General features: G+C 50.7%; 16 protein-coding genes. 6 read left to right on the plus strand and 10 right to left on the minus strand.

What is annotated here, in order from left to right; translation table 11 throughout:
• Positions 1-89: 89 nt before the first annotated feature.
• Entirely contained in the window at positions 90-416 is a 327-nt protein-coding gene (gene trxA, locus E4L36_RS16270; RefSeq protein ID WP_127695039.1) for a thioredoxin TrxA, read from the minus strand.
• 331 nt (positions 417-747) lie between these two features.
• Here trxA and ppx point away from each other — a divergent pair, with 331 nt between their 5' ends.
• Positions 748-2268: an exopolyphosphatase gene (gene ppx / locus E4L36_RS16275; RefSeq protein WP_136681469.1), complete on the plus strand. Its 1521-nt coding sequence runs from the start codon at positions 748-750 to the stop codon at positions 2266-2268.
• A gap of 89 nt (positions 2269-2357) precedes the next feature.
• On the opposite strand, the gene E4L36_RS16280 is transcribed toward ppx, so the two are convergent.
• From E4L36_RS16280 to yrfG, 4 genes are all read right to left on the minus strand, one after another.
• Positions 2358-3905 carry a phosphoenolpyruvate carboxykinase gene (locus tag E4L36_RS16280; RefSeq protein ID WP_127695037.1) on the minus strand — a complete coding sequence of 516 codons (1548 nt, stop codon included), beginning with the start codon at positions 3903-3905 and terminating at the stop codon, positions 2358-2360.
• Between the two features lie 178 nt (positions 3906-4083).
• Complete coding sequence (gene hslO / locus E4L36_RS16285; RefSeq protein WP_136681470.1) at positions 4084-4956, minus strand: Hsp33 family molecular chaperone HslO; 873 nt, start codon at positions 4954-4956, stop codon at positions 4084-4086.
• Positions 4957-5028: 72 nt separating this feature from the next.
• Entirely contained in the window at positions 5029-5415 is a 387-nt protein-coding gene (hslR, locus tag E4L36_RS16290) for a ribosome-associated heat shock protein Hsp15 (RefSeq protein ID WP_240770879.1), read from the minus strand.
• Between the two features lies 1 nt (position 5416).
• Positions 5417-6097 (minus strand): GMP/IMP nucleotidase, encoded by a 681-nt coding sequence (gene yrfG, locus E4L36_RS16295; RefSeq protein ID WP_276606075.1) that lies wholly within the window; start codon positions 6095-6097, stop codon positions 5417-5419.
• Positions 6098-6142: 45 nt separating this feature from the next.
• Between yrfG and nudE the strand changes: the two genes are divergently transcribed.
• A complete protein-coding gene (gene nudE / locus E4L36_RS16300) occupies positions 6143-6691 on the plus strand; it encodes an ADP compounds hydrolase NudE (protein WP_136681472.1) in 549 nt (182 codons plus the stop codon).
• 14 nt (positions 6692-6705) lie between these two features.
• On the opposite strand, the gene E4L36_RS16305 is transcribed toward nudE, so the two are convergent.
• The 5 genes from E4L36_RS16305 to E4L36_RS16325 all read right to left on the minus strand — a co-directional run bounded on the left by E4L36_RS16305 (position 6706) and on the right by E4L36_RS16325 (position 9608).
• Positions 6706-7080 carry a hypothetical protein gene (locus tag E4L36_RS16305; RefSeq protein ID WP_136681473.1) on the minus strand — a complete coding sequence of 125 codons (375 nt, stop codon included), beginning with the start codon at positions 7078-7080 and terminating at the stop codon, positions 6706-6708.
• A gap of 35 nt (positions 7081-7115) precedes the next feature.
• Positions 7116-7409, minus strand: a complete 294-nt coding sequence (locus tag E4L36_RS16310; protein WP_127695032.1) for a hypothetical protein — start codon at positions 7407-7409, stop codon at positions 7116-7118.
• Between the two features lie 102 nt (positions 7410-7511).
• Positions 7512-8351: a fumarylacetoacetate hydrolase family protein gene (locus E4L36_RS16315; protein WP_136681474.1), complete on the minus strand. Its 840-nt coding sequence runs from the start codon at positions 8349-8351 to the stop codon at positions 7512-7514.
• Positions 8352-8362: 11 nt separating this feature from the next.
• Positions 8363-8989, minus strand: coding sequence for a DUF2799 domain-containing protein (locus tag E4L36_RS16320; RefSeq protein WP_169051569.1), 627 nt, complete (start codon positions 8987-8989; stop codon positions 8363-8365).
• A 10-nt stretch (positions 8990-8999) separates the two neighbouring features.
• On the minus strand, positions 9000-9608 hold the full coding sequence (locus E4L36_RS16325; protein ID WP_136681476.1) for an arylesterase: 609 nt from the start codon (positions 9606-9608) through the stop codon (positions 9000-9002).
• On the opposite strand from E4L36_RS16325, the gene E4L36_RS16330 reads away from it, so the two are divergent.
• From E4L36_RS16330 to E4L36_RS16345, 4 genes are all read left to right on the plus strand, one after another.
• Positions 9607-10323, plus strand: coding sequence for an ABC transporter ATP-binding protein (locus E4L36_RS16330; RefSeq protein ID WP_136681477.1), 717 nt, complete (start codon positions 9607-9609; stop codon positions 10321-10323). The two genes, E4L36_RS16325 and E4L36_RS16330, sit on opposite strands and share 2 nt — an antisense overlap.
• Complete coding sequence (locus E4L36_RS16335; protein ID WP_136681478.1) at positions 10313-12769, plus strand: FtsX-like permease family protein; 2457 nt, start codon at positions 10313-10315, stop codon at positions 12767-12769. The genes E4L36_RS16330 and E4L36_RS16335 overlap by 11 nt, the downstream gene beginning before the upstream one ends.
• A 382-nt stretch (positions 12770-13151) precedes the next feature.
• Positions 13152-13553: a TIR domain-containing protein gene (locus tag E4L36_RS16340; RefSeq protein WP_136681479.1), complete on the plus strand. Its 402-nt coding sequence runs from the start codon at positions 13152-13154 to the stop codon at positions 13551-13553.
• A gap of 8 nt (positions 13554-13561) precedes the next feature.
• Positions 13562-14521, plus strand: coding sequence for a caspase family protein (locus tag E4L36_RS16345; protein WP_136681480.1), 960 nt, complete (start codon positions 13562-13564; stop codon positions 14519-14521).
• Positions 14522-14540: the final 19 nt, after the last annotated feature.

Raw genomic sequence — 14540 nt, forward strand, 5'->3', positions numbered from 1 at the left:
GGCTTAAATATAAAAGGTTGTCTGACCGGTGTCTAGTAAAAAGGAGAAGAAAGTGTTTCAAGTCAACACCTCTTCTCCGTATGTCTCAATTACAGGTTCGCGTCTACGAAAGCTGCCAATTGAGATTTAGACAATGCGCCCACTTTCGTCGCTTCTACATTGCCGTTTTTAAACAACATCAATGTTGGAATACCGCGGATACCAAACTTAGGCGGCGTTTCGCTATTTTCATCGATATTAAGCTTGCATACTTTAAGACGACCTTCGTAGTCTTTTGCAATCTCTTCCAGAACTGGAGCAATCATTTTGCAAGGACCACACCATTCAGCCCAGTAATCAACTAGAACTGCACCTTCCGACTTAAGGACATCTTCTTCAAAAGATGCATCTGTTACATTTACGATATTTTCGCTCATTGATTCTCTCTCCAAATGCACCGAAAAAGGGAGGTGTGAATAAGTCCCGCCACTTAATTACAGCTGCAAAGGCTGCCGATGCCAAATTACATACACCGTTATCATGGGGGCGACTTGAGTCAAATCAAGCACTCTCAATGACAACTGAAATATGCAAACGGTATCGTACAAGGCTTGTTCACATCGCCCTTAGGCGCTTTAAAACTGCCGTTGATCATACCACCTACCAGAAAAAAGTGTGAATCCTGATCGATGAATGTTGTAAATCACTGCTTGCGACCCGGGTATCTGGTACTCTACGAACTAGTTTTACGGGTAGAAGATTGACGGAATGTTACATAACGAAAACAACACCGATTTAGCTGCCGAAGATTCACTCCTAGCAGCCATTGATCTTGGTTCAAATAGCTTTCACATGGTAGTGGCTAAGCTTGCCCACGGCGAACTGACTACGATCGACATTATGTCGGAGAAGGTCCAGCTTGCGGCGGGTATCGGCCCAGACGGTATGCTTGACGAAGCAGCCTTTGAGCGAGGCTTAGCCTGCTTAAGCCGTTTTGCACAACGCCTAGCCGATATCCCTAACGATGCCATCAAGATAGTTGGCACCAACGCATTACGCGAGGCAAACAACCGTAACGCTTTTGCCGATGCAGCCGAGCAGGTGTTGAATGTCCCGCTCGAAATTATCGCAGGCCGAGAAGAAGCGCGATTAATTTACCTAGGTGTCTCGCATACACTCGCCAACACTCCCGGCGCACGCTTAGTGATCGATATCGGCGGCGGCAGTACAGAGTGCATTATCGGGGAGCGCTTTACTCCCCTCGAGATGGAGAGCTTGCACATGGGCTGTGTGAGCTTTACCCAACGCTACTTTACTGATGGTGTCCTCTCGGAAAAGAACTTCAAGCAAGCTGAGTACGGCGCGCTGCGCGAACTACAGGTTATCCGGGAGCGCTACCTAGAAACGGGCTGGACGAGCTGTGTGGGTTCATCCGGCTCGATCAAAGCGATTCGCAATGCAGGGATCGAATGCGGCTTTAGTGATGAGCTGATTACTCGGAAAAGCTTACAGCAGCTACGCGAGAAAATTCTCTCTTTCGAGAATATCGACGCACTGGAGATTCCCGGCGTCAAACCCGAACGCACCGCGATACTGCCCGCAGGTCTCGCCATCCTGAGCGCGTTATTTGAGTCTCTTGGCATTGAGGAGATGGCGTTCTCAGAGGGAGCTCTGCGCGAAGGCTTACTTTATGACATGGCAGGGCGTAAAAACCACGAGGATGTGCGCGAGCGCTCTATCTCCGCCCTAAGCCAGCGCTACCATGTTGATGAGCAGCACGCTCAGCGTGTTGAACACACCGCATTGTTAGCACTTGCACAGGTTAAAGAGAGTTGGGCATTAACAGGACATGCACACCACGACATGCTGAGCTGGGCTGCGCGCACCCATGAGATTGGCCTCACCATTGCTCATAGCGGCTTTCATAAGCACAGCGCCTACCTGCTGCAGCATTCGGATTTAGCCGGTTTTTCCGCCCTTGAACAGCAACTACTGTCATTTTTGGTACGCGGTAATCGCCGCAAATTCCCGCGCGAAGAGTTTAAGCAGCTCCCAGACGCACGCAAGGAAACCTTTAAGCGGCTTTGTGTGCTGTTGCGCTTGGCCGTTGTGCTCAATCGTAGCCGCTCATCCGCAAGGCTTCCGGCCTTCGACCTAAAAGCAGAGAGCAAGCAATTAAGCCTACGCTTCCCAGATGGCTGGCTAGATATGCATCCACTCACGCATATGGAGCTCGAGCAGGAGGCGGATTACCTGAAAAACGCGGATATCAAGTTCACGTTTAGCTAATAGGTTACGCCGCCGTTATGCGGTTTGCGCACCAACAAAAAAGCCCCAATCAATGATTGGGGCTTTTTTTTATCGCGGTTCCGGCCTTGTTAGGCTTTAGGGCCCGCTTTAACGATCTCTTCAGATACGCCGTCAAACTTCTCGAAGTTTGTTACAAACTGGCCGATTAGGTCACGTGCTGTCGCATCGTATGCACCTTTATCAGACCACGTGTCGCGTGGGTTCAGCAGTGTAGAGTCAACACCTGGTACGCTCGTCGGTACGCTCAGGTTGATGCCTTCTAGGTGCTGAGTTTCAGCACCGACAAGCGCCCCGCTCTGAATTGCAGCGATGATGCCACGTGTTGTTGGGATGCTGAAACGCTCGCCCGTACCGTAAGCACCACCGGTCCAGCCAGTGTTAACCAAGTACACTTGTGAGCCAAACTCTTCGATACGCTTCATCAGCAGCTCAGCGTAAACACGTGCAGGACGTGGGAAGAATGGCGCACCGAAGCAAGTAGAGAAGGTAGACTTAATACCTCCACCAGAGCCCATTTCAGTAGAACCGACCAACGCCGTGTAGCCAGACAAGAAGTGGTAAGCTGCCGCTTCTTTGCTCAAGATAGATACCGGTGGCAGAACACCTGTAAGGTCACAAGTCAGGAAAACGATCGCTTTTGGCTCGCCACCCATGTTCTCTTCAGTACGCTTCTCAACGTGCTCAAGCGGGTATGCACAACGGCCGTTCTCAGTTAGAGACGTATCGTCGTAGTCAGCTGTACGAGCTTCATTTAGCGCCACGTTTTCAACGATTGCGCCAAAGCGGATCGCATCCCAAATGATTGGCTCGTTCTTCTTGCTAAGGTTGATGGTTTTAGCGTAGCAACCGCCTTCTAGGTTAAAGACAACGCCTTTACCCCAGCCGTGCTCATCGTCACCGATAAGGTAACGTGCAGGGTCTGCAGATAGTGTTGTTTTACCCGTACCAGACAAACCGAAAAACAGCGTTGTGTCGCCGTCTTCGCCCACGTTCGCAGAACAGTGCATTGGCAAGACGTCTTTTTCTGGTAGTAGGAAGTTCTGTACAGAGAACATCGCTTTCTTCATTTCGCCCGCGTAGCGCATACCCGCAAGTAGCACTTTACGCTTAGCAAAGTTCAGAATAACGCAGCCATCAGAGTTAGTACCATCGCGCTCAGGGTCACATTCGAAACCTGCAGCATTCAAGATCTGCCACTCTTCTTTGGCTTTTGGGTTGAACTCATCTGGGCGGATAAACAAGTTTTGGCCAAACAAGTTTTGCCACGCTGTTTGCGTCGACATTTTAACCGGCAGATAGTGGTTCGGGTCCGAACCTACGTGTACGTTAGCAACAAAGTGCTCTTGCTCTGAAAGATACTCTTCAACGCGATTCCACAGCGCATCAAACTTGTCCGCATCAAACGGGCGGTTCACATTACCCCAATCGATAACATCAGCAGTGCTGGGTTCTTCTACGATGAAGCGGTCCATCGGAGAGCGGCCGGTGCGCTTACCGGTTGTGACAACCAGTGCACCCGTATCGGCCAGCGTACCTTCACCACGTCTAACGGCATGTTCAACGAGCTCTGCGCGGCTCAGATTAAGATGGACTGTATTCTCAGTTTCTTTGGTCATTACTGGATTCCCTTGGCTCGGCGCCAAAAACGTTACCTGAAAAGCAATAGACCCCGTTTGTATCTGCACCTAAGGCCGCAGTTGGTTATTGTTGGGGGGCCGTTATTATCACAAAAACTCTATTTTTATGCCATACACAAAACGATGTATGGCCCGTTCGACACAGATGGCTGCAAGATCAATGAAGCTCGTCCGATTTTGGCACATGGGCACTGTCGCTAAACATAGCGCGAACGTCTGTTTCATCGAACTCATATTTTGCATTGCAAAACTGGCAGCCAACGCTAATAACTTGCTGTTCTTCCAGCATTTCTAGCAATTCATCCTGTGTCATCATTTGCAGTGCATTAGCACTGCGCTCACGTGAGCAGTCACACTTAAACTGGATGCTATCTGGCTCATAGAGGCGGCACTCTTCTTGGTGGAATAAACGATACAGCAACGCTTCATTATCGAGCTCTAGCAGTTCATCACCTGTGAGTGTCGCGCCAATCTGCGCAATATGTTCCCAATCCAGCTCAGCAGTGCCTTGAGCAGGCATCACCTGTAATAGGAAACCAGCTGCTTGCTTATCATTAGCTGAAAGATGGATCTGTGTGTTCAATTGTTCGGATTGTAGGAAGTAATCCGTGAGGCATTCGGCGAGGGTTGCCTTCTCAAGCGGGACAATGCCTTGGTAGCGCTGGCCGACCTCGGGCTCGATCGTGATCACAAGATGACCATCACCGATCATATCAATGACGCCTTGCCCATCGGGCACCTCGCCTTCGTAGCGCGCAATACCGCGGCATTCGCGGCGATGATTAATCTCAGCCATCAGCACACGCACGTTATTTGAGCCTTGAGCCTGCAAGAGTAAACGGCCATCAAACTTCAGCGTTGTTCCCAGTAAGGCCACCGCAGCGAGCATCTCACCCAGCCCGTCACGTACCGAACTCGGATAGTCATGGCGCTCTAAAACGGCTTGGTAGGACTCTTCTAACCCGACAAGAACACCGCGAATATCGAGTTTATCAAATAGAATGCGCTGAATTTGATCAGGATTGCTCATAACGTGCTGTTTCTCACCTAACTAAAAATAATCGATCTACAAAGGCGCTATTCTACCACCAAAGTGGACCTTTCACCCTCTTTGCAGCTCCTTAACTTCAAGCAATTGACGGCGGCTGCGTTTATCGGGTTTCTGCTTAGGGCTGAGCTCACTGCCCTTCATCGCTTTACGTTGTGCAGCATGCTCTTCACGGCGCGCCAAACTATCCGCTGTTTCCTCATACAAGGCTTGCGCTTCTGCTGCCCCGCGGCGCTGTTCAGACAGCGCTTTAACGACGATAATTCGCTCATCCCAGCCTTGACGGATCTGCAACATCGCACCCACTTCAACGGCTTTGCTGCACTTTGCGCGCTGCCCTTCATAGTGCACTTTGCCGCCCTCTATCATCTGTTTCGCGATACCACGGGTCTTATAAAAACGTGCCGCCCAGAGCCATTTATCCAGACGGACTTTAGCCATATCACTCATCATCTCCTCCGGGTGTAATCGAGCTGAACCGATCAATCGCAGTGAACTCTGCAATCTCGCGTTTCGGGCTTTGGCTATCAGGTTGCACGATGGAGAGCAGGTAGCGAATACCATAGGTTTGCGCAGCACGCAGCACCGCTAAGCTATCATCGACGAGCAGCGTGCGCTCGGGATCAAACGGCTCCTCCTGTTGCAGCCGTTGCCAAAAGGCTTGCACCTCTTTCGGCACACCATAGTCGTGCGAGCAGATAATATGATCAACACGCTCGGCAAGATCAGTTTTCTCAAGCTTCAGCATCAAACTTCCCCGGTGCGCATTCGTCACGATCACAGCACGCTTATCGTGCACCTTCAACTGAGATAGGAAGTCCTTAACATGGGGGCGAAACGCTATGCGCTCCGTCACCTCACGTTTGAGCGCCACGATATCGACATCCAGCTCCCGCGACCAATAATCCAGACAATACCAATTTAATGTGCCCTGCTCCTGCATGATGCGCTCATGCAGCCAACGCTTCGCCTCCGCTGGGTCGAGCTGATGAATATCCGCATATCGCAGCGGTAAGTGCTCGAGCCAAAAAAAGGAATCAAAGTGCAGATCGAGTAACGTGCCATCCATATCCAGCAAAACGGTATCGATACTAGACCAATCCAACGCAGCAGGTACAATCAAAGTAATAAGCCCCAAATTAAAGCCAATACAAAACGGTTAATTAGTATGCCCGTGAAGCCCGAGATTTTGAAGGTAACGCCCACCGCCCGCAGCCGCCTTTTTCAAGTGGAAGAGCTAGAGATCCGCTTTAGTAATGGAGTCGAACGCACCTATGAACGGCTTGCATCACGTGGCAATGGTGCTGTGATGATGGTTGCTATTGATAGCGAAGACCACCTCCTGCTCATTCGCGAGTACGCCGGCGGTATTGAAGATTACACCCTAACACTGCCTAAAGGGTTGATTGATGCTGGAGAGACGCCTTTGCAGGCAGCTGACCGGGAGCTAAAAGAGGAGATCGGCTTTGGTTGTCGCCGTCTTGATCCTTTGAAAGAGATGACCAACTCCCCAAGCTATATGGGCAGTACGCTCACCGCGATGATCGCTCGTGATCTCTACCCTTGTAAGCTGGAGGGTGACGAGCCAGAGCCTTTAGAGGTGGTGCGCTGGCCGCTGTCACAGATCAATGAGCTTGTGGCCCGTGAAGAGTTTACCGAAGGCCGCGCCATCGCAGCCTTGTATCTGGCGCGGGAGTTTTTGCAGCAAGAACGATAAAAATACCACACAAACTAACTACAGCCCTCACTAGAGCAAATCCTAACACGGTCTAAGCCCGTGTTCTTGTTGAGGTTATAGTGCGCCACTTTAGTGGCCACTTGCATATCGGTCATGGGCATTGAAAGCGGTACATTTTCTTTCTCATCCCAGAATAGAGCTATGCAGATACGCTCACCTGCACGAACCTTGTTCGCTACTTCTCGATAAGGGATTTTACTTTTCGTAGATAAAGGAACCACATAAACAAGCTTAAAGACCCCTTGCTCTTTCATTACTTCATAGGCCATACCGGAACGAACAGTACCGCCCTCGTTAAAGCACCCAGACAACAGCAGAAACACCAAAGCCCACAACGTATTCGTGCACTTACACCAGCGATAGCTCATTTGAAGCAACTCCCTGTCACTTAACTCCGTAAACCCTAGTTGGACGGATGCTGCGCTGCGCAGTATTCAGAACCCAACCGCACGTCGCGTTCGATCTGTTGGCGTCCGGCCGCATCAGCAATACGATTATCCATCATCGCTTGCACCTCTTTATCGCTATAGCGCTGGTGGATATAGTCAGATAAACAAGTACAACGCGCTTCACTGGCGCTGCCTGCACTCACACACGCTTGTATAAAAGGTTCGTAGGTTTTTGAACTGAGGTATTGTGACTTCACAATGTAGATCGCAAACGATACTGCAGCGATCCAAAGCAACACTTTGGCCATAAGTTTGGGCTCTTATTCTTAGAGTGATGGGGAGAAAGGCGATACCTTACCCCGCTCATTCTATGGGATTGGTGCGCCAACCGCAGCGGACTTTAGTCGCACTTAGCGCTCTTGTTGGATCGGGTTGCTTAGAACGCCAATGCCCTCTATCTCGACCGCTATCTCATCGCCGGGCTTCATATACAAGCGCGGCTTACGTACAACACCCACACCTCCTGGCGTGCCGGTGACAATCACATCACCGGGTTGGAGCGTACAGAACGTCGAAATATATTCAATCAGTGCAGGCACATCAAAAATCAGATCAGAAAAGGGCGCATGCTGGACAATCTCACCGTTTAAGCGAGTCGTTACGGTACGATTCGGCAGGTCGGTCATCTCATCGGGGGTAACGAGCCACGGCCCAAACGCACCAGTACTATCGAAGTTCTTGCCGGCCGTGAACTGGCGCGTGTGCATCTGCCAATCGCGAATACTAGCGTCGTTGTAGCAACTATATCCAGCGATATACGCATCAGCATCGGCCGCTTTGATGTGCCGCCCGGTACGCCCGATAATCACGGCCAACTCCCCTTCAAAATCGAGTTTCTCTGACACATGCGGACGCACAATTGGTGCACCGTGAGCAATCTGTGTTGAAGCAAAGCGGGTAAATAACACCGGATGCTCCATCTCAGGCATACCGGTTTCTAAACGATGGCTCTCATAGTTCAAACCAACACAGAGAATCTTTTCTGGGTTGGGAATCACGGGCTGCTGCACAACCTCAGCGCGCAATAGCCGAGGACATGCCGAGAAGTGCTCAGTTTCTCCCCACACGGCGCTTTGCAGATAGCTCTTCAAATCGATGCAGTCGGCAACACCGGTAAGGTCGATAACATGTTCGCCATCAACACACCCAAATCCTGCGCGCCCCTGATATTGAAACGAAATGTACTTCACGATGGTCTCCGTTATCGCTCTACGAGCTGTGTTTTTTTACGCAAATCTTGCTGCATCTGCAGCAACTTCAAGCGTCTATCTCGCAAATCTTGTTTGAGATGGAAGATCTGCCCATGGCGTGCCTTGATCTCTTTTAGCAGCACAGCGCGCTCACCGGGTGTTAGTTCCTCTTTAATGAGCCGCGCTTCGCGCTCATCAATCTCTTCCTGCAGCTGGCGCACTTCCTGTTCATCGCTTTGCACACCCATGTTGAGCTTGGTGATGCGATCTTGAATCATGAAAAGTTCAAAGCCAGGCTCATAGCCAGCCAAGAAATCCTGCTCATGATGGTTGCTACACGTCCCTTTATATTGGCCACCGCGCTTACCAAAATAGAAGCCATTGCTACGGCTACAGAATCGCTCTAAACCGCGCTCAAAACCCACTTGATACGCTTGGCTATCAGGGCGGATATCGTGCTCTGCACACTCTTTACGGTAGGTATCAATGGCTGCAAATGCGCGCCCTTGGCTGGCATCAACCTCTCCCATCAAGCTCCAATCCGCCTGTTGGCACTCCTTCTGACTCATGGCGCTGCAACCGGCCAATACGGCGCTGACGCATAGCACTGTAACGCGTATTAACGTGGTAGGTTTCATACTCATCCTCCTAGCCATCGATCATCGGCTTAATGTACGGCCAGACATTCTCTAGCAAAATCGGCTGTGCCTCTGCGGTCGGATGCAAACCGTCTGCCTGCATTAGATCATGATTAAGGGCAACACCCTCCAATAAAAACGGCACTCGCGGGATGTCATACTCATCTGCTAACGCAGAGAACAGATTGTAAAACTTACGCGTATACGACGGGCCATAGTTGGGCGGCAGCTGAATACCGACAATGATCGGCTGTGCACCCGCCTGCGTACTCATATTTAATAAGCGCTCAAGATTTTTTTCGATAATGCGCAGCGGTGTGCCACGCAAGCCGTCATTCGCTGCCAGCTCCAGAACTATCCACTGCGGTTGATGTCTCTCCAACAACGCCGGCAAACGCGTCAAACCGCCTTGGGTGGTTTCACCACTGATGCTTGCATTAACAACCGTGATATCGTCGTAACTTTGCTTTAGCCGCGCATCCAACAGGGCCACCCAGCCTTTCGCGGGGTCAATACCATAGGCTGCGGATAAACTATCGCCCAGTACCAGTAGGGTACGTGCCTGAACGCTGCTGCTAACGATCACGGACAGCAGGATGAGGAAACGGATAAATTTCATGACAGAGACAACTCCTTACGCACTTGAAGCCAACCTTCTCGCAAAAACATTCGCAACGCAAACCGAGCCACTAACGCTCTTCGAGAACCTCTCCCTTACGATTAAGCAGGGCGAGAGCGTCGCGATCATTGGCCAATCGGGTGCGGGCAAATCCACACTACTTAGCCTGTTGGCAGGGCTTGATGAGCCCACTGATGGTTCCATTCGCCTGCTTGGCGAAGATATTAATCATTTAGATGATGAAGCGCGTTCACGTTGGCGCGCCACACACCTTAGCTTTATTTTTCAGTCGTTTCATCTGCTGCCTGAACTAACAGCTCAGGAGAACGTGCAACTGCCGCTCGAGATCCGTGGTGATCGCGATGCCGTAGAGCGCGCTCGCACACTGCTCACACAGGTCGGTTTGAAAGAACGCTGTCATCACTACCCCAGCCAACTATCAGGCGGTGAACAGCAGCGTGTCGCGATTGCGCGTGCGTTCGTCACAGCACCGCACATTCTATTTGCCGATGAACCTACCGGTAATCTAGACACGAAAACCGGTGAAAAGATCATTCACCAGCTCTTTGATATGAATGCGACCCACCAGACAACGCTGATCTTGATCACCCACGACCCAGCCCTAGCAGCGCGTTGCTCGCGCCAATACCGCTTAGAGCAAGGCAAGTTACTCGAAGTATTGCCGCAACAAGAGGCCGCAACGCATGATTGCTAAACTGGCGCGCAGGCAGCTATTTAGCCAATTACGCCGCAGCGATTGGCGAGCTCTGTTGATCTCGATCTTTTTGATGACCAGCTTGATCACCCTGCTGAGCTTAACCGGCGACCGGCTACAAAAAAGCGTGGCCCAGCGCAGCGCTGATTTTCTTGGTGCTGATATGGTACTCAGCAGTAGCCGACCACTGGCTGATACTTGGCAGCAGGATGCCCAAAAGCTGGGCCTTCAATCTGCCCCGGTAACCCAGTTTGCCAGCATGACCGAAGCCGACGACGCGATGTTGCTAGCCTCTATTCGCGCTGTCACACCACCCTATCCGCTGCGCGGCGAGATCACCCTCCAAGAAGCCGCGGCAACCGCACTTCCTGAGCTAGGTAATATTTGGGCAGAGCTTAACGTGTTGAGCCGTTTAGGCATTGAAGTTGGCGATACGCTCCAGATCGGTTACTCCACTTTCACCGTCAGTCACGTGATCACTGCAAGTCCGGACCGCGGCAGCGGCTTTCGCAGCTTCAACCCACAGATCATTATGCGCAGCGAAGACCTTACTGCAACGGGTGTTATCGCACCGGGTAGCCGCGCACAATATCGGTTACTGCTCGCTGGTGATGCCGATGCACTCGCCACTTTCAAAGCCGAGTCACAAACGCAACTGCAGAGCTGGCAGCGCTTATACGAAGCTTCCGGCGATCAACCCACCACCCGCAACGCTATCGGAAACGCTGGGCAGTATCTGCGCTTGAGCGCGCTGTTCGCACTGTTGCTGGGAGCCTTCGCGATCTATTTGAGTATGCGTCGCTTCGCTGCCGATCAACAACAACGCACCGCACTGCTACTGAGCTTAGGTCTGCCACGCGCCAAACTGTTACCCCTGTTTAGCTGGCAGCTCGTGCTAGGCTGGCTTTTGGCTGCGATTCCCGGCACCTTTATCGGCTTAGGGTTACACCAGTTAATGATGCTCACGCTGGCGGACCTGCTGCCCAAGCCACTCCCAGCTATTGATCTTTTTGCACTCTTTAGCAGCGCAGCGCTTGCCGGTGCAGTATTAATGCTGGCGGGCTTAACCACCCTGCTACCGCTAGGTAAAGCATCGATTCTCAGTTTGTTTAACCCAAACAGCGACAGCACGTTTGCTCAGAATAAGCGCCTCTATTGGATTCTGCCGCCGGGGCTGTTCTTGCTGATGGTGCTCTTTGTTGAATCCGTTGTGCTAGCCGCGCTGCTAAGCGTAACGCTTCTGCTGGCCGGTTGGTTAGCAGGCTGGGTGGTACAACGCTTAATTCACCATGCATGCAGTCTTCTCAAAGGGCGTCTACGTTTGATGCCGCTGCTTACACTGCGCATCCGCCAGCAGCGCCAATGGCATCGTGTGCAAGGTGGTGTATTGGTACTCCTGCTAACGCTTATGACCGTGCTGTTCTTTGCGCGCCAAGATCTATTGCAGCAATGGCAAAGCCAACTGCCCGCCGACACGCCTAACCGCTTTGTTATCAATATCCAGCCATGGGAGAAAGACGGCGTCACCGAGTGGCTAGCGGAGCAACAGATCGATAGCCAGCTCTATCCAATGATTCGGGGCCGCATCACCAGTATTAACGGGGTTGATAAAGATGACGCGTTTACACCCACTCAGCTAGAACACAACACGCTGAATCGCGAGCTAAACCTCACCTTCACCGATGCCATCCCAGCACACAATACACTGGAGGCGGGCGCATGGAGCGATGCCAAAGAATCGATATCGGTTGAGCAGTCGATGGCAACAGATCTGGGTTTGCAGCTGGGTGATACGCTCGGATTTCAAGTGGGCAGCGAGACCTTTACTGGCCGCATCACGAGTATTCGCGGCGTTGAGTGGGCATCGTTCCGACCCAACTTCTATGTGATCTTCTCGCCCGGCGTGATTGACGCCTTACCGGCCACTTATATCACGAGCTTCCGCTTGGATAGTTCACAACAAGGCGTCTCGAAAACACTACTGAGTGACTTCCCGACCCTAACGGTGATCGATATCGAGCAGTTACTCGCCCAAGCGCAGGAGCTGATCAGCAAGCTAAGCGATAGCGCTTCGATGATTATGGTGCTGACACTGCTAAGCGGTTTGGTGCTCATCATCACGATTGTGCAACAAGACCTAGTCAAGCGCCGCTTTGAAGTGGCACTGCTGCGTACGATGGGCGCAACCGAGCGCCAAACCCGCCAGTTGGATATGCTGGAATACTGCCTGATCGGCTGCGCGAGCGGTTTGGTTGCCTGCTTTATCAGCGAAGGGTTACTGGCTCTGATCTACCAGCAGTTGCTAAAGATCACCCCGCAATGGCACCCGTTGCTTTGGTTATGCGTTCCGGCGATTGCCGTGCTTTTGCTAACCATCACCGGGCGATTAGTGCGCAAACCTCTGCCACTCCCCACCAGCTACACACTGCTTAAAAGCGGCAGTTAGGAGATTGACAATTAAAGATTCTGAGTCAAGTTGATAGGAAACAGTTTAAGCCCTATAAACCGCTATAGGGCTGTTTCTGGTTATGTCGAACAATATTTTCGACAAGCTCAATATTTCCAATTACAAGCTGTACATTTACCAAAACAAGCGCTCCTAATATCCATTTTTACACTTAAGATCAGAACCTTTTGCGTGAGTATTCCAAAAAGCCAAATAGATTTATTGCTATCCTCTTTGATAAACATAAAGACCTATATCAATTACTTCTCAGTTGCCGAAATCATGGGTTGCAACCTATTAGAGGTTTGGTAGATTCAAATCATTAATCAGCTTGGCAGGATTAGCCTAGCGAATAGAGTCATTAGCGATTCACAGGACGACGATGCGCACTTTTAACCTATTTATAAGCCACTCTTGGAACTATACAGACGCATATAGCAAGTTTGTAAACCTGTTAAACCAGCGTAGTTACTTTAGCTATAAGAACTACTCTGTCCCTCCAGAAAATCCTATATGCGGGGCAAGAACGGACAAACAGCTCGAAGCTGCAATTGAGCAGAAAATTCGTGCATGTTCTGTCGTAATCATTATGGCCGGTGTTTATTCCACTTACAGCAAGTGGATCAATAAAGAGATTGCTATCGCGAAGCGGCTCGGAAAGCCTATCTTGGCCGTTAAACCTTTTGGTGCTCAAAGGATATCAAGTACAGTGCGTAATGCTGCTGACGCAGAGTGCGGCTGGAACACTGAAAGCATTGTTAGTGCTATCAGGTCACTGGTGTAGGGGGCGACATGCGCAAAGGCTTATTCATCGGTATTAATGATTATCACCATATAGGTAAACTGGCAGGGTGTAATAATGATGCTATGGCAATGTCATCCGTGTTGCAGCGGCATGCTTCTGGTAGCCCCAACTTCAATAACCGCGTACTTACTTCCGCTGAAAACGATGTTACATCTGAGGTGATCGAGGGGGCTGTACGAGAGTTGTTTTCCGGGGATTGTGAGGTAGCACTACTTTACTTTGCGGGTCATGGTCACTTTGACAGCGATATTGATGAAGGCCTGATCATTCCCCAGGATTATCAAGCCGTTCGAGATGGAATTCGTGTCAGCGACATTTTAAATTGGGCGGCTAAAGCCAATGGCATAAAGAACAAGATCATTATCCTAGACTGCTGCCAAGCAGGAGGGGCCGGTGATTCGCGTCAGCTTAAAGGAGGCGAAAGTATTATCGGAGATGGTATTACGATACTCACCGCCTGCAAGAAGGAAGAATATGCTAACGAATCTGGAGGTCACGGTGTATTCACTGGCCTGATGCTCCAAGCTCTACACGGTGGCGCAGCGAATGTACTGGGCCATATAACCCCAGGTAATCTATATTCATTCGTTGATAATGCATTGGGGCCTTGGGAACAGCGACCAGTTTTCAAGACAAATGTTTCCCAATTCATTGCATTGAGGGAAATGACACCGCTGGTTCCTTTGGACACTCTGCGAAAACTGCCTGAATGGTTCCCCGAAACTGAATCTGTATATGCGCTCGATCCTACATATGAGCCCGAAGAGGATACTTACGATCCTGCTAACGGAGAAATTTTTGCCCAATTGCAGAAGTGTAATCGGCACAGCTTGATCGAGCCTGTTGATGCTGAGCATATGTATTTCGCGGCAATCAATTCAACTGGATGCCGCCTCACAGCTTTGGGGGCGTACTACAGAGAGTTAGCTGAAAAAGGGCATTTTTAACCTATCAACCTATTTGAGT

The organism is Neptunomonas sp. XY-337 (genome assembly GCF_004959845.1).
Classification (GTDB): Bacteria; Pseudomonadota; Gammaproteobacteria; order Pseudomonadales; family Balneatricaceae; genus Neptunomonas; species Neptunomonas marina.

Bases quoted from the DNA above. Each gene is read 5' to 3' on its own strand.
- E4L36_RS16310 (WP_127695032.1), bottom strand. From the start codon at position 7,409: ATGGCCAAAGTGTTGCTTTGGATCGCTGCAGTATCGTTTGCGATCTAC.
- E4L36_RS16320 (WP_169051569.1), bottom strand. From the start codon at position 8,989: ATGAAACCTACCACGTTAATACGCGTTACAGTGCTATGCGTCAGCGCC.
- E4L36_RS16340 (WP_136681479.1), top strand. From the start codon at position 13,152: ATGCGCACTTTTAACCTATTTATAAGCCACTCTTGGAACTATACAGAC.
- nudE (WP_136681472.1), top strand. From the start codon at position 6,143: ATGCCCGTGAAGCCCGAGATTTTGAAGGTAACGCCCACCGCCCGCAGC.
- E4L36_RS16330 (WP_136681477.1), top strand. From the start codon at position 9,607: ATGACAGAGACAACTCCTTACGCACTTGAAGCCAACCTTCTCGCAAAA.
- E4L36_RS16345 (WP_136681480.1), top strand. From the start codon at position 13,562: ATGCGCAAAGGCTTATTCATCGGTATTAATGATTATCACCATATAGGT.
- ppx (WP_136681469.1), top strand. From the start codon at position 748: ATGTTACATAACGAAAACAACACCGATTTAGCTGCCGAAGATTCACTC.
- hslO (WP_136681470.1), bottom strand. From the start codon at position 4,956: ATGAGCAATCCTGATCAAATTCAGCGCATTCTATTTGATAAACTCGAT.
- E4L36_RS16335 (WP_136681478.1), top strand. From the start codon at position 10,313: ATGATTGCTAAACTGGCGCGCAGGCAGCTATTTAGCCAATTACGCCGC.
- E4L36_RS16280 (WP_127695037.1), bottom strand. From the start codon at position 3,905: ATGACCAAAGAAACTGAGAATACAGTCCATCTTAATCTGAGCCGCGCA.
- hslR (WP_240770879.1), bottom strand. From the start codon at position 5,415: ATGGCTAAAGTCCGTCTGGATAAATGGCTCTGGGCGGCACGTTTTTAT.
- E4L36_RS16305 (WP_136681473.1), bottom strand. From the start codon at position 7,080: ATGAGCTATCGCTGGTGTAAGTGCACGAATACGTTGTGGGCTTTGGTG.
- trxA (WP_127695039.1), bottom strand. From the start codon at position 416: ATGAGCGAAAATATCGTAAATGTAACAGATGCATCTTTTGAAGAAGAT.
- E4L36_RS16325 (WP_136681476.1), bottom strand. From the start codon at position 9,608: ATGAAATTTATCCGTTTCCTCATCCTGCTGTCCGTGATCGTTAGCAGC.